Source organism: Micromonospora sp. WMMC250 (assembly GCF_027460215.1).
Classification (GTDB): domain Bacteria; phylum Actinomycetota; class Actinomycetes; order Mycobacteriales; family Micromonosporaceae; genus Micromonospora; species Micromonospora taraxaci.
Genome location: NZ_JAPZBJ010000002.1, coordinates 3,928,290 through 3,947,477, shown reverse-complemented (window position 1 = coordinate 3,947,477; position 19,188 = coordinate 3,928,290). Strand labels below are relative to the sequence as shown.

Here is a 19,188-nt window from a genome sequence, read left to right as displayed (position 1 = left end):
CGGGCCGTCAGCTGAGGGTCCACTGCTGGGCCGGTCGGCCGTCGCACTGCCGCTGCCGGACCTCGTCACCCGCCTCGATGCCGTCGTCGTCGGCCTGCGCGCACCTGCCGCTGTGCACAGCGACCAGCAGCACCGGGCCGGTACCGGTCGCGGAGAGCCGCCACTGCTGGTTGGCCTCGCCGTGGCAGGGGAACTGCAGGATCTGCGCGCCGTCGTCCCGACTGCCGCCCTCGACGTCCAGGCACTGCCCGTGGGCGGCGTTGGTCAACGTCACCACGTCCGCGCCGATCGGGTTGACCACCCACTGCTGTTCCGGGCCGGCACTGCACGCCGCCAACTGGGCCTCGGCCTCCTTGCCGTCGCCGTCGAGCCCGAGGCAGAGCCCGGAGGCGACCCGGAACACCTTCGGCCCGGTGGGCGGCCCGGCCGGGGTGGTGGGTGACGGTTCAGCGGGTGCGGTCGGGCTCGGCTCGGCCGCCGGTTCGGTCGGCTCCGCTGCGGTGGAGGGCGTACCGACCGCCGCCGGGACAGGCTGCTCGGCGTCCCCGCCGAACACGCCGGTCGCGAAGACCACCCCCAGGAGCGCGCCGACGACCCCGACCGCCAACGCGACCCGCAGCAGCGGATCGGACAGCGGCCCGGGGCGCGGCGCCGGTCGCCCGCCGTAGACGGTGCCGGCGGGGTCGGGGCGTTCCTGGGGGGCGGACATACGCGCCATCCTCGCCCACGGCGGCGCGCCGGAGCCAGTCCGGCGGGGCCGTGCAGCGCTCAGCGGGCGGGCTGCGGGTCGGTGACGTCGGCGACGGTGGCATCGAGGGCGACGATCGCGGCGTCGGCGTCGACCGCGACGGCGAGGCCACGTTCGCCCGCCCCCAGACTGATCTCCCGGCCGCGCAGCCGCTCGTCGGCGATCACCGGCCAGGCGGTGCTCGCGCCGAACGGGGTGATGGTGCCGCGTTCGTAGCCGGTGGCGGCCCGTGCGCCCGCCGCGTCGGGCATGGAGAGCCGCTGCACCCCGAGCAGTGCGCGCAGCTTGGGCCAGGAGACGACCCGGTCGCCGGGGGTGAGCACGAACAGGTGATCGTCGGCGCCGCGACGGACCACGATGGTCTTCACCACATCGGAGACGGCCACGCCCTGGGCCGCGGCGGCCTCCGCGAGACTGCGGACCTCACCGTGGCTGACCAGCCGATACGGGAGTCCGACGGCGTCCAGGGCGGTGATCGCGGGCGATGGCATGCCCGCCACGGTAACCGTCGGACACCCTGCCGGACGGGAAACTGCCATCGTCGACATCCCACGGTTTTTGAAACGCGAGCGTAAGGTGATCACATGCGCGCTGAGCGTGTGGATCACCCCATTGACCATGATCAAGCGGTGGACACGCTGCGACGGTCGTACGCCGCGGTGCCCACGGGCGAGCCTGTCCGGCTGGCCAAACGCACCTCCAACCTGTTCCGCCCCCGGTCCGCTCCACGGACCCCGGGCCTCGACGTGAGTGCCCTGAACGGGGTGCTGTCGGTCGACCCGACCGGCCGCACCGCCGACGTGCAGGGCATGTGTACGTACGAGGACCTGGTCGACGCGACGCTGCCGCACGGGCTGATGCCGCTGGTGGTGCCGCAGCTGCGCACCATCACGCTGGGCGGCGCGGTGACCGGCCTCGGGATCGAGTCGACCTCGTTCCGCAACGGCCTGCCGCACGAGTCGGTACGCGAGTTGGACATCCTCACCGGCTCCGGCGAGATCGTCACCGCTCGACCCGACGGGGAGCACGCGGACCTGTTCACCGCGTTCCCCAACTCGCTGGGCAGCCTCGGCTACGCCACCCGGCTGCGCATCGAGCTGCAACCGGTCGGCCGGTACGTGGCGTTGCGCAACGTCCGGTTCACCCGGCTGGAGGCGCTCACCGACGCGATAGCGGAGGTGACCGCGACCCGCTCCTGGGCCGGCGAGCCGGTCGACGCGATGGACGGGGTGATGTTCAGCCCCGGCGAGGCGTACCTGGTGCTCGCCACGTTCACCGACGCCGCCGATCCGCCCAGCGACTACACCGGCCAGGCAATCTACTACCGGTCGTTGCGCCAGCGCACCCGTGACGTGCTCACCGCGTACGACTATCTGTGGCGCTGGGACACCGACTGGTTCTGGTGCTCGGCGGCGTTCGGCGCGCAGCACCCGGTCGTCCGCCGGCTCTGGCCGGCCCGTTACCGGCGTAGCGACTTCTACCACCGGCTCGTGCGACTCGAACACCGACACCAGGTGGCGGCCCGGATCGACCGGCTGCGTGGCCAGCCGGCCCGGGAGCGGGTCGTGCAGGACGTGGAGATCCCGTTGAGCGAGACGGCGGACTTCCTGCGCTGGTTCGCCAGCACAGTGGGGATGAACCCGGTGTGGCTGTGTCCGTTGCGACTGCGTGAGCCGGCGGGGCCCGGTTCGGCGCGGTCCTGGCCGCTGTATCCACTCCGGCCGGGGCAGGACTACGTCAACATCGGGTTCTGGGGGAGCGTGCCGATCGCGCCGGGCGCCGCCGACGGCGACGTCAACCGCACGATCGAACGCAGGGTGTCGGAGTCGGGCGGCCACAAGTCGCTCTACTCGGACGCGTACTACGACCGGGACGCCTTCGACCGCCTGTACGGCGGCGACACGTGGCGGGCGGTGAAAGACCGCTACGACCCGGACCACCGGCTGACGGGACTGTACGAAAAGGCGGTAGCACGAGCATGAGCCTGACCGACAGAGATCAAGGGGCGGCGAGCGTTCCCGCCACCCCGCCGGCGGGGGGCCGGCACACGGGTCCGACCGTGGCGGATGTCGTCCGCGCGGTCACCACGGGACCACTGCCGGTGCGGATCACCGGGTACGACGGCAGCGCCGTCGGCCCGTCCGACGCCGGCATCACCCTGGCGATCCGTTCCGAGCGTGGCCTGTCGTACCTGCTCACCGCACCTGGCGACCTGGGCATGGCCCGGGCCTACGTCAGTGGCGACCTGGCGTTGCAGGGGGTGCACCCGGGCGACCCGTACGAGGCGTTGCGGGTGCTCAAGGACGAGTTGCGGTTACGCCCACCGTCGCTGACCGAAGGGCTGGCGCTGGTCCGTGGGCTGGGCTGGGAGCGGCTAATGCCGCCACCGGCGCCGCCGCAGGAGGCGCTGCCACGGTGGAAGCGGGTGATGAACGGGCTGCGGCACTCCCGGGTTCGGGACAGCACGGCGATCTCGCACCACTACGACGTCTCCAACGCCTTCTACGAGAAGGTGCTCGGCCCGTCGATGACGTACACCTGTGCGGTCTACCGGTCTCCGGACGACACGCTGGAGCAGGCCCAGGCGGCGAAGTACGACCTGGTCGCCGGCAAGCTGGCGTTGAAGAAGGGGATGCGACTGCTGGATGTGGGCTGTGGCTGGGGCGGCATGGTGCGGCACGCCGCGCGCGAGTACGGCGTCAAGGCGCTCGGGGTGACCCTGTCGAAGGCGCAGGCGCAGTGGGCGCAGGCGGCGATCGAGCGGGAGGGGTTGACGGGGCTGGCCGAGGTGCGGCACATGGACTATCGGGACGCGCCGGCGGAGCAGTTCGACGCCGTCTCGTCGATCGGGTTGACCGAGCACATCGGGGTGCGCAACTACCCGACCTACTTCGGGGCGTTGCGCAGTCGGCTGCGGCAGGGTGGGCGGCTGCTCAACCACTGCATCACCCGCGCGGACAACCGGGCGCCGCACCGCTCCGGCGCGTTCATCGACAGGTACGTCTTCCCGGACGGTGAGTTGGCCGGCCCGGGCCGGTTGGTCAGCGAGATCCACGACGCCGGCTTCGAGGTGCACCACGAGGAGAACCTGCGCCAGCACTACGCGCTGACGTTGGCCGCCTGGTGTCGCAACCTGGTCGAGCACTGGGACTTCTGCGTGTCCGAGGTGGGCGCGGGGACCGCCCGGGTGTGGGGGCTGTACATGGCGGGGTCGCGGATGGCGTTCGAGCGTAACGGCATCCAGCTGCACCAGGTGCTGGCCACGCACAACGGCCCGGACGGTGTGAACGGCTACCCGCTGCGACCCGACTGGTTGCCCTGACCATCCGCTGAGTGCTGCGGGAAGCCGCGTCGAGAACGTCGGCGCGGCTTTTCGCGAACCGATTGACAAACAAGTTTTGTACGTACAAACTGATTTTGCCATGAGAGACGTCCTGTACCTGGAGCAGATCGAGCAGGCCGAAGTCCTGCTCAAGCCGCAACGCGTCGAGGTGCTGCGGCAACTGGCCGAACCGCGCACCTGCACCGAGGTCGCGGCCCGACTCGACCAGACGCCACAGCGCGTCTACTACCACGTCAAGCAGCTCGTCGCGGCCGGCCTGGTCGAGCTGGTCAACGAGCGCAAGGTCCGCGGGATCACCGAGGGCATCTACCAGGCCGCCGCCCGGTCCTACTGGCTGTCCCCACGGCTCGTCGGCCGGATCGGGCTGCGCCGGGCCCGCGACGAGCTGAGCCTGGGCTACCTGCTGGACCTGATGGAGGAGGTCCAGGCCGACGTCGCGGCCCTGGACCGGGCCGCACCCGAGCTGCCCTCGATCGGCGTCTCCGGCGAGATCCGGGTGCCGGCCGAGCTCCGCCCGCAGTTCCTGCACGACCTGCAAACCGCACTTCAGGACCTGTTCACCCGCTACGGCGGCAGCGAGGGAGATGCCTTCAAGCTGGCCGTCGCCTGCTATCCGAAAGGGAACGACAATGAGTGAGCCGATGAAGGTTAAGGCCCGTCTCTCCGCGCCGGTCGGGCGCGTCCGCGAGGCCCTGACCAACCCGGCCGAGCTGCGTCTCTGGCTGGCCGAGCACGCCGAGGTCGAGCTGCCCGAGCGGTACGAGTTCTGGGGCCGCTACACGCCCGAGGGTGACGCCCCGCACCAGCGGCTGCTGCACGCCGACGACGACACGCTGCGTTTCGGCTGGCTGCTCGACGGGGTGGAGACCACCACCGAGTTCCAGTTGACCGCCGAGGGCACCGACAGCACAGTGCTGACGCTGACCCAGAGCCACTTCGACTTCGCCGAGGCGATGAGCGGCTCCACCATCCGGGGCGTGCTCCAGACCTACTGGGCGCTGTCCATCGCCAACCTGGCCGCCCACGTGGAGGGCAAGCCACTGCTGCCCCGCACCGACTTCACCTCCGCCGACCTGCGGGGCGAGCTGGTCATCGCCGCCCCCGCCGACAAGGTGTGGGAGTCGCTGACCGACTCCGAGCAGGCCAGCGCCTGGTTCGGCTACCCGATCGGCATCGAGCCCTGGGTCGGCGGCCGGTACGCCATGGGCGGCTTCGAGACCGGCTACGCGGCCAAGATCGTCGACCTGGAGCCCGGCCGACGGATGTCTGTCGACTGGGGGCCGACCGGCGTCACGAACTGGGAGCTGGCCGAGTCCGACGGCCGGACCACGCTGACCTTCGTGCAGAGCGGCTTCGACGAGGCCAACCCCCCGTACGGGGCCTGGAGCGGCTCGGTTGCCGGGCTGTTCGAGCTGCGCCGCTTCCACGAGGTGCCGAACTGGCAGCCGATCTGGATCTCCGAGGAGATCCCCGGCCTGGAGCCCCAGCCAACCAACTGAGCCGCCCGCCGTGCTTGATCGTGCTCGATCAGGGATCCAGGGGTCTCGTTGGCTTCGCGAGGGCTGCATCCTGGATCGAGCACGATCATGCGTTCAGCGACTGGGCGGGCTTACGCGATGGCGGCGATGTCGCCGTCGTCGAAGTAGATCGCCTGGTGTAGCCGGCCACCGAGGGCGACGGCGTAGCGAGCGACCACCTCCTGGCCGGAAATCCGGCCCTGCTCGATCTGGGAGACCCGCCCCTTGGTCACGCCCATCCGGTCGGCGATCTGTTGCTGGGTGAAGCCGCGGGAGCGTCGTACCTCCGCGAGGCGGTGCCCGACCACCTGTGCGAGCAACTCCTGCTTGCCCTCTTCGACAGCCGCCTCGCCGCCAGCGCGCTGCACGTACTCCGCCCGGATGTCTGACCACCGCACGTGACCACTCACTGCCGTCCCCCCTCCTGCTGTGCACGTTCCTTCAAGTAGATCTCGTACCGTTGTTCAGCTAACGGGATGGCCTGTCGGTACCAACTCGTCCACTGGCCCGCCTTGTCGCCGGCGACCAGCAGAATGCTTGCGCGCCACGGGTCGAAGACGAAGAGGATGCGGACCGTGCCGGGACGCAGCTCTTTCAGGTTCGCGATCGACGACCCACTGATCGTGTCGACGAGGGGGCGTCCCAGCCCAGGCCCGGCTTCGGCGAGCGCGTCGATCGCCTGCACGACCCGGGCAAGGGTCTCCTGGTCGAGGCTGTCGATCCAGGCGCGGACCTCATCGACGACGAAGACGTCCCACTCCTCCTGCACGGAAGTAGTATATCGTTCGCTATACCTTCATGGGGCTTGCCGGACCTTCCGGTTCTGATCCAGCGGTGGGATCTGGTGACTTTTCGCGGTTGAGTGGGTACTGGCGGGCGATGTTCTTCATCTTTGGTCTGCGTACCAAGGTCGACCGGTCCGGTGTGGTGCAGCAGGTGTGCCGACACTGCGGCAACCACGCCGCGCAGGTGATCACCCGACGAGCGACGAAATTCACCCTCTTCTTCATTCCGCTCATCCCCGTCCGCACCCGGTACGCGCAGCAGTGCACGTTCTGCGGGGCGGAGTACGAGATCGCCAAGGCCGATGCCCAGCGCCTCCCGGTCGGCTGATCCGTCGATGGAACGCTTCCTCTGCTGGCTGATCGGTCGACCGACGCCCCCGGTCGACGTGGCGGTGCACACCGTGGCCCGTCCGCCCTGCACCCCCGGCCGGCGCAAACGCCGTCGCGCACGCCGCCCCCTGGCCGGCACCACACTGCCCCGCTCACCCTGGAACCGCTCCGCCGGCCGCTGACCGGGGAACGTCGCATGTGGCCGGAGGGTTGCCGCACCTTCGGTCATCAACAGGCCTGCCGTTCGGCCCTGGCGGGCCATCCGGCCGCTGGCTAGGCTTTGCGAGGTTTGCCGGGACCGGTCCTCAGCGTCGAGGGTGCACCACGAGAGAGAGCCGGAGCGTTCGCCGTGTCACCACAGGACGTGAGCCAGGCCGTCGTGGTGTCGACCGCGTCGGCACCGCCCGCGCGTCCCGACCCCGCTGACCGGCGTGCGTCGACCAGCCCTCGGGCGGGCCGTTTCGGTCTGCTGGTCGCCGGCACGGTCCTGGCCGTGGAGGCAGCCTGGTTGGTCGCCGCCCTGCCCGCAGCCGCGCTGGTCAGTGACGTCGGCGCGTTGTTGGTCGCCGGTTGGGCGACGCTCGCGTGCATCGGCGTGGCCCGTCGGCATCCGGTGCCGCTGCGCAGGTTCTGGGCTCTGCTCGCCGTCACCATGGCGCTCGCCGCTGTGGGCCGGGCGATCTGGACGGTGCAGCGGCTCGTCGGCGGCGACCTGCCGCACACGCCGGTGGTCGGGGTGGTCTTCACCGCCGGCATCCTCACCGGTACGGCCGCGCTGCTCAGCTCACCGTCGGCGCCCCGCTCGGCGGTGGGGCGGGCCCGCACCCTGCTGGACGGGATCATCGTCGCCCTGGCCCTGGTGCCGATCGCCTGGGTGCTGGTCTACCGCGGGGTCGCCGCCGCCGAGTTGGCCGACACGGCGCGCACGTTGGGGCTGCTCTACCCGATGTTCGACCTGATGCAGCTCACCATCCTGGTCGCGGTGTCCGGCCCGGCCCGGCCGATGTGGCAGCCGATGAGCCTGCTCGCGGGGAGCCTCACCCTGCGGGTCGTCGCCGACGTCGTCTACGTGTCGCTGGTCGCCCGCGCCGACTACGCCGCCGGTCACCCGATCGACCTGTGCTGGCCGCTGAGCTACCTGCTGATCGGCCTGGCCACCCGGAAGCCACCGCCGCCGGACTGCGACGGCACCGACGACACCGCCGAGTCACCACTGCCGCCCTGGTGGCGCGGGGCGTTGCCGTACCTGCCGGTGGGCGGGGCGATCATCGCGGTGGTGCTGGCCCGTCGGCCCACCGGGCAGACCCCGCAGCTGGTCTTCGTGACGATGATGGTGCTGCTGGCGGCGCTGGCCGTACGGCAGGGGTTGGCCGCCAACGAGAACCTGCGGCTGGTGGCCCGGCTGCGCCGACTCGCGTACGGCGACCAGCTCACCGGGCTGCCCAACCGGCTGCTGTTCAACAGGCGACTGCGCCTGGCCTTGCGCGATGACCGGCCGGTGGCCGTGCTGCTGCTCGACCTGGACGGGTTCAAGCAGGTCAACGACCGGTTCGGGCATGCCACCGGGGACACCCTGTTGACCGGGTTGGCGGCCCGGATGCGGGATGCGGTGGACGGCGACGGGACGATCGCCCGGCTGGGCGGAGACGAGTTCGCCGTGCTGGTCGACGGCGACCGTCCCGTCTCACCGGAGCGGCTCGCCGAACGGCTGCTGGACGCGCTGCGGCCCTCCGACGACGAGGAGGACGTCGGGGTGCACCCGTCCGCGAGCATCGGCATCGCGGAGTTCGGTCCGCAGCACGCCTCCCACACCGACCTGCTGCGCGACGCCGACATCGCCATGTACGCGGCGAAGGCGGCCGGGAAGTCCGCGTACCGGACGTGCACCCCGGCGCTGCGCGAGTCGGCCGTGTCCCGCGCCGAGCTGATCGCCGACCTGCGCCGGGTGGTGGACGAGGACCAGCTGCACCTGGAGTTCCAGCCGATAGTGGACCTGGGCACCGGCGCGATCCGCAGCGCCGAGGCGTTGGTGCGGTGGCGGCATCCTCGCCTGGGGATGCTGCCGCCGTCGAAGTTCCTGCCGTTGGCCGAGGAGACCGGGTTGATCCTGCCGATCGACAGGTGGGTGATCCACGAGGCGTGCCGGGCCGCCGCCACCTGGCGGGGCCGTGCGCCGGAGGCGACCGTCGCCGTGAACATCGCCGCGGCGCACCTGCGCCGCCCGGATCTGATCGCCACTGTCACCTCGGCGGTCAGCGCTGCCGGGCTGGCCCCGCGGGCGTTGACCCTGGAGTTGACCGAGTCGGCGTTGATCGAGGGCACCGAGACGGTGCTGGAGCGGCTGCACCAGCTCCGCGAGCTGGGCATCAAGATCGCGATCGACGACTTCGGCACCGGCTACTCGTCGCTGAGCTACCTGCACCGGATCCCGGCCACCGAGCTGAAGATCGACCGTTCGTTCGTGGCGCGCCTGGGGTCGGACGACCGCGCGTACGCCACGGTGGAGATGGTTACCCGGCTGGCCGGCGCGTTCGACCTCGCGGTGGTCGCCGAGGGGGTGGAGACCGAACGGCAGCACGAGGCGGTCGCCGCCATCGGCTGCCCGCGCGGTCAGGGCTATCTGTACGGGCGGCCGGACAGCCCCGGGATGGTGGGTCAGAATCGGGCTTGACCCTGACGTAGCGGCAGGCGGCAGCCTGGTTCCCGGAAGGGAGGGGAACCATGGCGTACACGGTGGGTCAGGTGGCGAAGCTGGCCGGCGTGACGGTTCGGACGTTGCACCACTACGACGAGGTCGGGCTGCTCTCGCCGAGCGGGCGGACCTCGGCCGGTTACCGCCGCTACGACGACGCGGACCTGCAACGGCTGCAACTCGTCCTGTACTACCGGGAGCTGGGTTTCCCGCTTGAGGAGATCACCGCGATCATCGACGACCCGGCGGCCGACCCGGCCGCGCACCTGCGCCGCCAGCACGAGCTGCTGACGGTACGGATCAAACGGTTGCAGGAGATGGTCACGGCGATCGAGTTCGCGATGGAGGCGAGCAAGGTGAACATCCAACTCACCCCGGAAGAGCGGTTCGAGGTCTTCGGTGACTTCACGCCGGAGGAGCACGAGGCCGAGGCGGAGCAACGCTGGGGCGACACCGACGCGTACCGGGAGTCGAACCGGCGGGCCTCGCGCTACACCAAGGAAGACTGGCTGCGGATCAAGGCGGAGAACGAGGACTGGGGTCGGCGGATCGTCGCGCTGATGGGCTCGGGCGCACCGGCGGACGGCCCGGAGGCGATGGAGTTGGCCGAGGAGCACCGGCAGATCATCAGCCGCTGGTTCTACGAGTGCTCGTACGAGATCCACACCGGGCTGGCCGACATGTACCTGGCCGACGAGCGGTTCACCGCGCACTACGAGAACGTCGCCCCGGGATTGGCCGGATATCTGCACGAGGCGATCCACGCCAACGCGATCAGCCGGGCGTGACCCGGTGCGGTCCGGCTAGTCTGGCCGGACCGCACCGCCCCGGGGGAGATGAGAGTGCAGAAGCCGAAGCTGATCGCCGCTGGTGTCATCCTCGCGGTGGCCGTCGCCGCCGGGGTGTGGGCACTTCTGGCCACCGGGGATGAGCCCGACGCGGGTCGCCCGGTGGCGTCGGCGGCTCCGACCGACCCGGTCGGTGTGCTCAGGACCGCCGCTGGGAAGGTCGACCAGCAGACCTACAAGCTGACGTTGAGCAGCGGCGGGGCGGAGGGCGGGGACGGCACCGTGGTGCTCTGGGACCCGAAGGCGAAGCGTGGTCTGGAGACCACCTCCCTGAAGGTGCCCACCGGCGAGGTGAAGATCGAACGGCTCACCACCGGGCCGGACGTCTACGTGCGGGTCAGCGCCCCGGACCGGCGCGTTCCGGTCTGGGACGGCAAGACCTGGTGGCATGTCGGTGCTCCGGGCGCACCCCCCGCCAACAAGGGGCTGGACAACACCAGGCTGGCCGGCACGCTCAGCACGGCGACCGCCGCCCGACAGACCGCCACCCGGGAGTACGCCGGGACGCTGGACCTGCGCGAGAGCAGCGCGGTGCTGGGCGAAGGGGTCGGCAACGTGCTCGGTGACCGGGCCGGGGCGGTGCCGTTCACCGCTGCCGTCGACGAGCAGGGGCGATTGGTCCGCTACCGCATCGAGTTGGCCAGCAAGGAGTCGCAGACCGCCCAGCTCGACCTGACGTACTCGGACTTCGGGCTGGCGGTGTCGGCGGACCCGCCGGCGGCCGACCTGGTCGGCGAGGACCCGCCGGCGAACATCCCGGGCGCCTGACGCCTGCTCATTCCTCGACCGCCCCGTCGACGGGGGTGACCAGGAAGTCGTAGACGGTTCGGGCCATCCGGCGGACGGTCTCGTCGCCGCTGGCCATCGGTCCGGCGGTGAGGAACGCGACGGCGGTCTCGGTGCCGGGGATCAGGTAGTAGCCGACGTCGTGGGAGGCGTCCGGCAGGTCACCGGTCTTGTGGGCCACCGGTACCCCGGGTGGCAACGCGGCCGGGATCTTGGTGTTCAGGGTCTGTTCCCGCATGAATCCGATCATCAGGTCGCGGGAGGCGGGGGTGAGGATCTCGCCGTCCCAGACCGCGCCGAGCAGGGACACCACGTCGTCCGGGCTGGTGTAGTTCTCCTCGCCGCGCTGGGCCGCCGCGCTGTCGAGCATCCGGCGGGCCAGGATGGTGGACCGCTGGTTCATCGAGTCGATCAGCGCGTTGACCGGGGCGAACCCGCCCAGGTAGGTGATCAGCACGTTCGCGGCGACGTTGTCGCTGTACTTGATCAGGTACTGGGCGAGCCGGTGCAGGGTCACCACCTGCGGAAACGTCTCGAACTGCAACTGGCCGGTGCCGCCCACGATGTCCTCCGGGGTGACCAGCACCCCGTCGTCGAGGGACACCTGTCCACAGTCGACCCGGCGGAGCAGTTCGACGAGGATCCACAGTTTGATCACGCTGGCGGCCTTGGGTCGGAGCGAGCCGTTGACGGCGATCTGCTGGTCGCCGTACCGACCGGACAGGTCCCGGACGGTGACGCCGGCCGGGTTGAGGCTCGCGTCCGCGACCACCCGGGCGAGCTGCCCACTGAGCGGGAACAGCCGGGCTCCCGCGACCGGGTCGGTGGGCGGCTGCGGGCTGGTGACCACCACACCGGTCAGCTCCACCGGCGGGCGGTGCGGGGGGATCACCTCAAGGGTGCCCTCGCTGCGCCCGACCAGCGGCACCCGGTAGCGGTAGGCGACGCCCCCGACCACCACCGCGCCGCTGGCCACCCCTGCGGCTACCCGCATGGTCGGGTCGGCGACCCGGCCGGTGTCGCCGTCGCAGGCGCGGTAGCGCACCGTGTGCCCGAGCGAGTCCACGGCGAACACCCCGCCGGGAAACGACAACCAGGACACCTCGCTGGTCGGCGCCCGCTCCGGCGCCGGGTCCAGGCCGGGCTCGTGACCCTCGCTGTCCGCGTACCCCGGCTCGGTCTGCTGCGCCGGGTCCGCGACGGGCCCGTGGTCCGGGCCGTCCGCGGTGGCCGGCCCGGTCGTCGCGACCACGGCGAGCGCGACCGCCGCCGCCAGCCCTTTCAGGGGTACGCGGACAGAGCCCGACAGCAGGGAAGATGAGCGCCTCTTGTCGCTTTTTCTCACGTTCGCACGATATGAACCGGTGGGGGCGGGTGGGGTCGCTGGGACGGGGTGTCATCCGTCCGGGCGGCAATGTCCTCGTGAGCGTGATGCCACAGCGGAATCAGTGTCAGTGGTGACACCGCCCCGATGTCACCTCGGCTTCCCGTCGGACGGTTCGGGTTCGGCGGGCAGGCCGGGCGCCATCCGGCGGATCGAGGTGAAGGCGGGCACCAGGGCGTCGTACAGTTCGGCGAAGAGCGGCAGCAGCGACGCGTAGGTGGCCGACGCGGCCGGGTCGGGGCGGATGGTCTCCTCGATCCGCACCAGGTCGGCGGCGACGTCGATGCTGGGGATCAGTCCGAGCGCCTCCATGCCGAGCAGCGCCGCCCCGAAGCTCGACCCCTCGTGCGCCGCCGGGAAGCTCACCGGCATGCCGAGCACGTCGGCGAGCATCTGCCGCCACAGGCCGCTGCGGGCGAACCCGCCGCCGGCCCGGATCTCCCGGACCTCGTTGCCGGCGGCCCGCACCGAGCTGAGCACCAACGCGAGCTGCTGGCAGACCCCCTCCAGGGCAGCTCGGACCAGATGTTCACGACGGTGCCCGTGGGTCAGCCCCACGTACGCCCCGCGCGGCAGGGCGCTCCAGTGTGGTGCCCGTTCGCTGTGCAGGTACGGCAGCATGAGGAGCCCGCCCGAACCGGCCGGCGCGCGGGCGGCGAGGGCCACCAGGTCCTCCTCGGAGTGCTCGCCCAGGTCCGGGGCGAGCGCCGCACCGGCCCACTTGAGCACGATGCCGCCGTTGTTGATGGCACCCCCGACCGCCCAGCGTTGCTCGGTCAGCGCGTAGCAGAACACCCCACCGAGCGGGTCCACGCCGGGCCGTTCGACCATCACCCGCATCGCGCCGCTGGTGCCGATCGAGCAGGCCACCATGCCGGGGTGCACCGCGCCCAGACCCAGGTTCGCCAGCGGTCCGTCGCCGGCGCCGACCACCACCGGCGTGCGCTGCGGCAGGCCGGTCTCGGAGGCGGCCTGCGGTGTGAGGTCGGGCAGCACGGCGGTGGTGGCGACCAGTCGGGGGAGTTTGTCAGCGGTGATGCCGGCGATGCTCAGCGCCTCGCTGTCCCACTCCAACCGGTGGATGTCCAGCAGGCCGGTGGCCGACGCGATCGAGTGGTCGGTGACCAGCGTGCCGCAGAGTCGCAGCAGCACCCAGTCCTTGATGCCCACCCAGTGCGTGACCTTCTCGAAGAGCTTCGGCTCCTGCTCGGCGAACCAGAGCAGCTTGGGCAACGGTGACATCGGGTGCATCGGCGTACCGGTGCGCCGGTGCAGGGCCAGCCCGGACGGCACTGCCCGCAACCGCTCGGCCTGCCGCGTCGAGCGTGAGTCGGCCCAGGTCACCGACGGGGTGATCGGGTTGCCGTTCGAATCCAGCCCGATCAGGCTGTGCATGGCGGAGCTGAACGACAGCCCGGCCACCGGCTGGACCAGCTCGGCCACGACGATGCTGATCGACCTGAGCACCGCGTCGAGGATGAGTCGCGGGTCCTGCTCGGCGTAACCGGGTTGCGGGTTGTCCAGCGGGTAGCCGAGCGAGTGGCTGCCCAGCTGCCTCCCGTCGGTGTCGTACGCGACAGCCTTGGTGCTGGTGGTGCCGATGTCGACCCCGATCACGACCCCGGGCGCGGTGACTGGCGGCACGACCGTCACCCCCTCGGAGAACGTGAACGCCGGCAACCAGTATCGCCCTATCGTGCCGGATGCTCCGCCGATCGGGTATTTTGCCTGTTTCGACGTGTCCGAGTGCTGTGCCGCTGCCGTTAGACCCCGTGACAACCCAGATTGGTGGTCTGCGCGGCGAAGGAGTCGGCGTGGCAAAAACTGATTCGACGGGTTCCACCTGGCGGTACCGGTGGGCGCACCGGCAGAACGTGCGGCGGGTCAGCACGTACCGCGGTGCCGAGGCGGCGTGGCGGCGGCGTGCCGACGAGTTACGGCGACTACGCGCCCTGGCCGCCGACTTCCAGGGTTCGGCAGCGGCCGGTGCCGGCCTGCCACTGGAGTTGGCCGCCGACGAGGTGGTGCTCTGGGCGCTGCCCGCCGCGCAACTGATCGAGGTACGCCACACCACTGTCCTTCCCGCGCCGGACCTCACGATCGCCCGACCGGCCGGGCCACTACGCCCGCGCCGCCCCGACGGTGTACGCGTCACCGACGCCGGCATGGCCGTGATCACCAGCCGTCGACTGGTGCTGCTCGGCGGACGCGGTCGGCGCGACTGGGCGTACGGCCGGATGACCGGCCTGGCCCACGACCCGGCGGCGCCCGTCACCCTGATCCAGGTGCTCGACCGGCGGCACACCTCCGGGTTGCTGTTGCCCGTCGACGCCGCGGCGGACTTCCGGTTCAAGCTGACCCTGGCCTTCGCCGACGCGATCGAACAACGCGCGGCGGTGCTCGCCCAGCTCGACGAGCTGATCGCCGAGCACGCCCAGCTCAAGCCGTTCCGCCCGGCGGCGGCCACGCCCGGGCAGGCCCGGCTGTCGTCGTTCGTGCCCGGCGGCCGGCGGACCCTCGCCGTGGCGGCGGCCATCGCGTTGCTGGTGCCGGCCGCGCTGATCGAGTCGGACCCGTCCGACCCGGCGGAGGTGGCCGTCGCCGCCACCCCCGCGCCCACGGCCAGCGTGACGCCTGCACCGAAGCGCCCGGCGACTCCGGGGCTCGCGCTCAAGCCCCCGTCGCCGAAGCCGACGAAGTCACCACGCCCGTCGCCCAGCACCACCCCTCGGGGGCCGCGCTGCGGGGCACCGGAAAACCCGCTGGGGTACGACTTCTGCGGCGGTACGCGGATTCGCAAACCGGCAGCCGAGGTGTGCGACTGGTTCGACTGCGTACCGCAGTTCTGGGCCGGTCGGGGTTACCTGGTGCAGTGCCGCGACGGGTCGGTCAGCCTGGCCGGCGGTCGGCCGAAGGCCTGCGCGGAGCACCAGGGCGTACGGCGGACCGTCACCAAATGACCTGTTTGTCGCCCGGAATCCTCTTCGGTCGGCCAGAATGATCGAGTGGAGATCCGGTCTGACGATGGTGCCCGGGTGCGGATACGCCCCGTCGGCTACCAGCCCGGCATCGACCCGCCCGACGACCCCGAAGGCGCCACGCCCGGCTGGCACGACTGGCTGCTCGTCGAGGTGGACGCCCGCACCTCCGACGGTCAGACCTGGTCCCACCACTACCCGAGCCTGATGGTCGAGGAGGCCCGCGCGCTCGGCGGCTGGCTGCACGGCCAGGCCACCGCCGCCCTCGGGCTGAGCGCGCCACCGGCGCTGGTCCGCTTCACCGAGCCCAACCTGGCCCTACGCACCCGGGTGCTCCGCCGCCGCCGGCTGGAACTCATCGTGGAGTTCTCCGCCGAGTCACTGCCCCCGTGGATGCGCCGCCCCTCCAGCGCTGTCTACCCGCTGATCCTCACCGTCTCCGCGGACGCCCTGGCCACCGCCGCCGAACACTGGTCCGAGCACTGCGAGGCGTACCCGCCGAGGGCCCGATCGCGGTTCCCGGCCCGCGACCCGATGACGGACCGACGGCGGGCCGGCTGATCGGTGGGGCCGTGAGCGTGCGCGGCCGGGTGCGTTCGGCCAGGTGGCTCCGGCCTCGGATGGTCGGATGAGCATTATGACTGTGGGTCATATTCATACCTCAGAGTCATAACGCTCGAACGGCACCGCGACGCCGGCCAGCCTGGCTGTGCGTCCAGCGATGCGGTGGCGGCGCCCTCACAACGTCTTCTCCGTCAATTCTCTCCTTTCGGGCGCAACGGGATGCATCGATCCCGGTCGCGTTGCCTGTCACGTACGTGAGCGGTTGTAACGCATGTGACCGTGACCTCTGTGGCCTGCGCCCCCTGGCGGATCGCCTGGGCCGAGCGCGAGAACGAGCGCCGGCAGCGCGCGTACCGCGACGCCACCGACGCCTGGCAGCGCCGCGACGACCACCTGGCCCGGCTCCGCGTCGAAGCCGCCAGCTTCCTCGGGTGTACGCAGCCCCGCACCGGTCTTCCGGTGGACCTCGCCGACGACGAACTCGTCTTCCGCGTCCTCCCCGTCGCCACGCTGGTCGAGGCCGAGGCGCGGCACGTCCCCGGCCTACCCACCCCGGGCGGCTCGTGTTCCTTCGCCGAGGCCTCTTCCGAGGCGCTGCCGCCGGGCCTGCGGGCCGTCGACACCGGCATGGCCGTCGTGACCAGTCACCGGGTCGCCTTCGGCGGGCCTGAGGACCGGCGCGAGTGGCGGTACGCGGACCTGGTCGGCCCCGCCCACCATCCCGACGTCCCGTTCACCCTGCTGCCCGACCACAGTCGACTCTCCGGTCTGCTCGTCCCCGCCAACGCCGTGGTGAACTTCCGCTTCTACCTCACCCTCGCCGTTGCGACGGATCGCGCCGCCGTCCTGGCGCAGGTCGACGCGCTGCTCGCCGCACACCGGGCGGCCCGACCTGCGCCTGTCATGCCCGCGGAACCCGACGACGCACCCCTGACGGCGGTACGCCCCGACCGGCGGGCGCTCGGTGCCGCCGCCATCGCCGCTGTGGTGTTCGCGACTGTCGGGCCCGGCGCACTCGGCCCGAACCCGCATCTGTCGGGGTCCGAGCCCGTGCCGCAGGCGCAGACCGTCGCCCTGGACGTGCCGAGGGCCGGAGCGACCCTCGTGCCGACCGTTCCCGTCGGGCCGGTGGCACCCCGGTCGCGGGTCGGTTCGGCCGACAGTGCCGTCTGGAGCCCGCCACACGCCCCGGCTGTTCGGCTGTCGACTGTGGCAGCCGCCGCCGCAGTGGTGTCACCTGCCGTCACGGTGGCTGTAGCGCCGGCCGCCACCCCGTCGGTCGTCCCTGCTCCGTCGCCCACCTCGGTGCCGACCCCCGGGCCGGTCCCCGCCACGTCCCCGGCCACCCCAGCCGTCCCGACGCCGCCCGTCGCGTCCGCCTCCCCGACGCCGACTCCCACCGCGACGCCTTCGCTGCTGGCGGTCTGCCTGGATCCGCTGCAACTGCCGCTGCTGGACCCGCTGCTCTGCCCGCCTCCGACGCCCTGACCCGTGTGCGTGCCTGCGCGGCTCAGCCCATGGCGCTGAAGTCGGGGACGGTGAGGGTGCCGTCGTCGGCGAGGGCGAAGCCGGGATTCCACGCGATCTCCCAGACGTGCCCGTCCAGGTCGGCGAAGTAGCCCGCGTAGCCGCCGTAGAAGGTCTCCCGTGCCGGCTTGGTCACCGTGGCACCAGCCTTGGTCGCCGTCGCGATCACCTCGTCCACCTCTTCGCGGGATCGGACGTTCTGCGCGAGGGTCATCCCGCCGAAGCCGTCCGTGCCCGGGTCGGCGATGCCGGCGTCGTCGGCGAGCTTGTCGCGGCCCCAGAGGACGACGGCCAGGCCGCCGGCCTGGATGAAGACCGTCTCCTCGACCTCCTGACCCCGCCAGCCGAGCTGCTCGTAGAACGCCTTCGCGCGGGCTACGTCCGCGACTCCCAGGGTGACGAGACTGATCCGCTGCTCCATGGTCCTCAACGTAACGCGTCAGGGGTCTCTCGCAGCGGAGGCTCGATCCCATAGCGTCGATGCTATGACGGTGGAGGACGTGTGATGGCTGATCGTCTGGACTGGAACGACCTGCGTGAGCGCCGGATGGCGGAGCCGGGGGCGGCCGATACCTACGAGGCCACCCGGATCGCCTTCGAGCTTGGGCAGGAGGTGCGCCACCTGCGCGAAGGGCATGGCTGGAGTCAGAGCCAGTTGGCCCAAGCGGCCGGCATGACTCAATCAGCGGTGGCTCGTTTCGAGGCTGGCGGGACGGTGCCGACCCTGCCGGTGCTGGAGCGCCTGGCCCGTGCCTTGGACCGGAGGCTGGACGTCAGGTTCAGTTCCAACGCGGACGCCGCCTGACTGACCGCTACGAAGCGGTCGTTGATCTAGCATTCCAGTTCATGCGTGGGTTCTTCACGGTCGACGGTTTGAAGCTCTCGTACCTGGACTTTGGCGGTCCGGGCACTCCGCTCCTGGCTCTGCACGGGCACTACAACGAAGCGTCAACCTTCGCGCCGCTGGCGGAGGCGTTGGCGCCGCGGTGGCGGGTGATCGCGCTCGATCAGCGTGGGCATGGTGAATCCGACCGAGCCGAGAGCTATGAGCGGGACGACTACGTCGCCGACGTCGACGCCTTCCACAGGCATCTGGGAGTCGGCCCGGTGGCGGTGCTGGGCCACTCGCTCGGCGGGGTGAACGCCTACCAGTACGCCGGCCGGCACCCGGATCGGGTCACCGCACTGATTGTCGAGGACATCGGCGCGGTCGTGGAGTGCGACTGGTCGTTCACCACCCGCCTCCCTCGCCGGTCACCAACCCGCGAGGCGTTGGCCTCGGCCCTGGGCGCGGCTGCTCCCTATTTGGAGTGCTCCTTCCGCCAGTCGAAGGACGGCTGGGGCTTCTCGTTCGACATCGGAGACACGGTGGCGTCCCAGAAAGCGCTCAACGGCGACCACTGGACGGACTGGGTAGCGGTGTCCTGCCCCACCCTGCTGATCCGCGGAACGCGCAGTGACGAGCTGACGGCCGCACACGCGCGCGAGATGATCACCCGTAGCGACGATCAAGCGACGCTTGTCGAGCTGCCAGCAGGTCACGTCGTGCATCACGATGCCCAAGCGGAGTTCGCCGCCCTGGTCAGCGCCTTTCTGTTGGACACCGAGTGAATCCTTAGGCGGCGATCGTTCGGGCGGTGGCGTACACGTCGGCGGGGAGGGCGTGACGGTACGCTGCACATCGGT

General features: G+C 71.2%; 21 protein-coding genes. 14 read left to right on the top strand and 7 right to left on the bottom strand.

Features of this window, described 5'->3' with window-relative positions; genetic code table 11:
- Positions 1-7: 7 nt before the first annotated feature.
- Both O3438_RS17555 and O3438_RS17550 read right to left on the bottom strand, forming a co-directional pair.
- Positions 8-709, bottom strand: coding sequence for an RICIN domain-containing protein (locus O3438_RS17555; protein WP_269680985.1), 702 nt, complete (start codon positions 707-709; stop codon positions 8-10).
- A 59-nt stretch (positions 710-768) separates the two neighbouring features.
- On the bottom strand, positions 769-1,239 hold the full coding sequence (locus O3438_RS17550; RefSeq protein ID WP_269680984.1) for an aminoacyl-tRNA deacylase: 471 nt from the start codon (positions 1,237-1,239) through the stop codon (positions 769-771).
- A gap of 93 nt (positions 1,240-1,332) precedes the next feature.
- On the opposite strand from O3438_RS17550, the gene O3438_RS17545 reads away from it, so the two are divergent.
- From O3438_RS17545 to O3438_RS17530, 4 genes are all read left to right on the top strand, one after another.
- A complete protein-coding gene (locus O3438_RS17545) occupies positions 1,333-2,730 on the top strand; it encodes an FAD-binding oxidoreductase (RefSeq protein ID WP_269680983.1) in 1,398 nt (465 codons plus the stop codon).
- Entirely contained in the window at positions 2,727-4,070 is a 1,344-nt protein-coding gene (locus O3438_RS17540) for a class I SAM-dependent methyltransferase (protein WP_269680982.1), read from the top strand. The genes O3438_RS17545 and O3438_RS17540 overlap by 4 nt, the downstream gene beginning before the upstream one ends.
- Before the next feature lie 100 nt (positions 4,071-4,170).
- Positions 4,171-4,728, top strand: coding sequence for a winged helix-turn-helix domain-containing protein (locus tag O3438_RS17535; RefSeq protein ID WP_269680981.1), 558 nt, complete (start codon positions 4,171-4,173; stop codon positions 4,726-4,728).
- Positions 4,721-5,590, top strand: a complete 870-nt coding sequence (locus tag O3438_RS17530) for an SRPBCC family protein (RefSeq protein ID WP_269680980.1) — start codon at positions 4,721-4,723, stop codon at positions 5,588-5,590. The genes O3438_RS17535 and O3438_RS17530 overlap by 8 nt, the downstream gene beginning before the upstream one ends.
- Before the next feature lie 110 nt (positions 5,591-5,700).
- On the opposite strand, the gene O3438_RS17525 is transcribed toward O3438_RS17530, so the two are convergent.
- Both O3438_RS17525 and O3438_RS17520 read right to left on the bottom strand, forming a co-directional pair.
- Complete coding sequence (locus O3438_RS17525; RefSeq protein ID WP_269680979.1) at positions 5,701-6,018, bottom strand: helix-turn-helix domain-containing protein; 318 nt, start codon at positions 6,016-6,018, stop codon at positions 5,701-5,703.
- Positions 6,015-6,377 carry a type II toxin-antitoxin system RelE/ParE family toxin gene (locus O3438_RS17520; protein WP_269680978.1) on the bottom strand — a complete coding sequence of 121 codons (363 nt, stop codon included), beginning with the start codon at positions 6,375-6,377 and terminating at the stop codon, positions 6,015-6,017. Before O3438_RS17520 ends, O3438_RS17525 begins: the two co-directional genes overlap by 4 nt.
- Positions 6,378-6,487: 110 nt before the next feature.
- On the opposite strand from O3438_RS17520, the gene O3438_RS17515 reads away from it, so the two are divergent.
- The 5 genes from O3438_RS17515 (at position 6,488) to O3438_RS17495 (ending at position 11,031) form a co-directional block, all read left to right on the top strand.
- Positions 6,488-6,721 carry a zinc-ribbon domain-containing protein gene (locus O3438_RS17515; protein ID WP_269680977.1) on the top strand — a complete coding sequence of 78 codons (234 nt, stop codon included), beginning with the start codon at positions 6,488-6,490 and terminating at the stop codon, positions 6,719-6,721.
- Between the two features lie 7 nt (positions 6,722-6,728).
- Positions 6,729-6,905 carry a hypothetical protein gene (locus O3438_RS17510; protein ID WP_167524920.1) on the top strand — a complete coding sequence of 59 codons (177 nt, stop codon included), beginning with the start codon at positions 6,729-6,731 and terminating at the stop codon, positions 6,903-6,905.
- 167 nt (positions 6,906-7,072) lie between these two features.
- Positions 7,073-9,394 carry a putative bifunctional diguanylate cyclase/phosphodiesterase gene (locus O3438_RS17505; RefSeq protein ID WP_269680976.1) on the top strand — a complete coding sequence of 774 codons (2,322 nt, stop codon included), beginning with the start codon at positions 7,073-7,075 and terminating at the stop codon, positions 9,392-9,394.
- Positions 9,395-9,444: 50 nt separating this feature from the next.
- Positions 9,445-10,203: a MerR family transcriptional regulator gene (locus O3438_RS17500; RefSeq protein WP_269680975.1), complete on the top strand. Its 759-nt coding sequence runs from the start codon at positions 9,445-9,447 to the stop codon at positions 10,201-10,203.
- A 54-nt stretch (positions 10,204-10,257) separates the two neighbouring features.
- The gene (locus O3438_RS17495; RefSeq protein WP_269680974.1) at positions 10,258-11,031 is read left to right on the top strand and encodes a hypothetical protein; all 774 of its coding nucleotides are present in this window, start codon (positions 10,258-10,260) and stop codon (positions 11,029-11,031) included.
- Positions 11,032-11,038: 7 nt separating this feature from the next.
- Here the strand turns inward: O3438_RS17495 and O3438_RS17490 are convergent, their stop codons facing one another.
- Positions 11,039-12,394 carry a serine hydrolase gene (locus O3438_RS17490; RefSeq protein ID WP_269680973.1) on the bottom strand — a complete coding sequence of 452 codons (1,356 nt, stop codon included), beginning with the start codon at positions 12,392-12,394 and terminating at the stop codon, positions 11,039-11,041.
- Positions 12,395-12,523: 129 nt separating this feature from the next.
- Positions 12,524-14,077, bottom strand: coding sequence for a gluconokinase (locus O3438_RS17485; protein ID WP_269680972.1), 1,554 nt, complete (start codon positions 14,075-14,077; stop codon positions 12,524-12,526).
- A gap of 170 nt (positions 14,078-14,247) precedes the next feature.
- Between O3438_RS17485 and O3438_RS17480 the strand changes: the two genes are divergently transcribed.
- The 3 genes from O3438_RS17480 to O3438_RS17470 all read left to right on the top strand — a co-directional run bounded on the left by O3438_RS17480 (position 14,248) and on the right by O3438_RS17470 (position 17,463).
- Positions 14,248-15,393, top strand: coding sequence for a hypothetical protein (locus tag O3438_RS17480; RefSeq protein ID WP_269680971.1), 1,146 nt, complete (start codon positions 14,248-14,250; stop codon positions 15,391-15,393).
- Positions 15,394-15,438: 45 nt separating this feature from the next.
- Entirely contained in the window at positions 15,439-15,972 is a 534-nt protein-coding gene (locus tag O3438_RS17475) for a WapI family immunity protein (RefSeq protein ID WP_269680970.1), read from the top strand.
- Positions 15,973-16,254: 282 nt separating this feature from the next.
- Positions 16,255-17,463 carry a hypothetical protein gene (locus O3438_RS17470; RefSeq protein WP_269680969.1) on the top strand — a complete coding sequence of 403 codons (1,209 nt, stop codon included), beginning with the start codon at positions 16,255-16,257 and terminating at the stop codon, positions 17,461-17,463.
- 22 nt (positions 17,464-17,485) lie between these two features.
- On the opposite strand, the gene O3438_RS17465 is transcribed toward O3438_RS17470, so the two are convergent.
- Positions 17,486-17,923, bottom strand: a complete 438-nt coding sequence (locus O3438_RS17465) for a VOC family protein (RefSeq protein WP_269680968.1) — start codon at positions 17,921-17,923, stop codon at positions 17,486-17,488.
- An 84-nt stretch (positions 17,924-18,007) separates the two neighbouring features.
- Between O3438_RS17465 and O3438_RS17460 the strand changes: the two genes are divergently transcribed.
- Both O3438_RS17460 and O3438_RS17455 read left to right on the top strand, forming a co-directional pair.
- Positions 18,008-18,307, top strand: coding sequence for a helix-turn-helix domain-containing protein (locus O3438_RS17460; RefSeq protein ID WP_269680967.1), 300 nt, complete (start codon positions 18,008-18,010; stop codon positions 18,305-18,307).
- A 41-nt stretch (positions 18,308-18,348) separates the two neighbouring features.
- Positions 18,349-19,113, top strand: a complete 765-nt coding sequence (locus O3438_RS17455) for an alpha/beta fold hydrolase (RefSeq protein WP_269680966.1) — start codon at positions 18,349-18,351, stop codon at positions 19,111-19,113.
- Positions 19,114-19,188: the final 75 nt, after the last annotated feature.

Bases quoted from the DNA above. Each gene is read 5' to 3' on its own strand.
- O3438_RS17530 (WP_269680980.1), top strand. From the start codon at position 4,721: ATGAGTGAGCCGATGAAGGTTAAGGCCCGTCTCTCCGCGCCGGTCGGG.
- O3438_RS17510 (WP_167524920.1), top strand. From the start codon at position 6,729: ATGGAACGCTTCCTCTGCTGGCTGATCGGTCGACCGACGCCCCCGGTC.
- O3438_RS17515 (WP_269680977.1), top strand. From the start codon at position 6,488: ATGTTCTTCATCTTTGGTCTGCGTACCAAGGTCGACCGGTCCGGTGTG.
- O3438_RS17540 (WP_269680982.1), top strand. From the start codon at position 2,727: ATGAGCCTGACCGACAGAGATCAAGGGGCGGCGAGCGTTCCCGCCACC.
- O3438_RS17500 (WP_269680975.1), top strand. From the start codon at position 9,445: ATGGCGTACACGGTGGGTCAGGTGGCGAAGCTGGCCGGCGTGACGGTT.
- O3438_RS17555 (WP_269680985.1), bottom strand. From the start codon at position 709: ATGTCCGCCCCCCAGGAACGCCCCGACCCCGCCGGCACCGTCTACGGC.
- O3438_RS17535 (WP_269680981.1), top strand. From the start codon at position 4,171: ATGAGAGACGTCCTGTACCTGGAGCAGATCGAGCAGGCCGAAGTCCTG.
- O3438_RS17545 (WP_269680983.1), top strand. From the start codon at position 1,333: ATGCGCGCTGAGCGTGTGGATCACCCCATTGACCATGATCAAGCGGTG.
- O3438_RS17550 (WP_269680984.1), bottom strand. From the start codon at position 1,239: ATGCCATCGCCCGCGATCACCGCCCTGGACGCCGTCGGACTCCCGTAT.
- O3438_RS17455 (WP_269680966.1), top strand. From the start codon at position 18,349: ATGCGTGGGTTCTTCACGGTCGACGGTTTGAAGCTCTCGTACCTGGAC.
- O3438_RS17465 (WP_269680968.1), bottom strand. From the start codon at position 17,923: ATGGAGCAGCGGATCAGTCTCGTCACCCTGGGAGTCGCGGACGTAGCC.
- O3438_RS17460 (WP_269680967.1), top strand. From the start codon at position 18,008: ATGGCTGATCGTCTGGACTGGAACGACCTGCGTGAGCGCCGGATGGCG.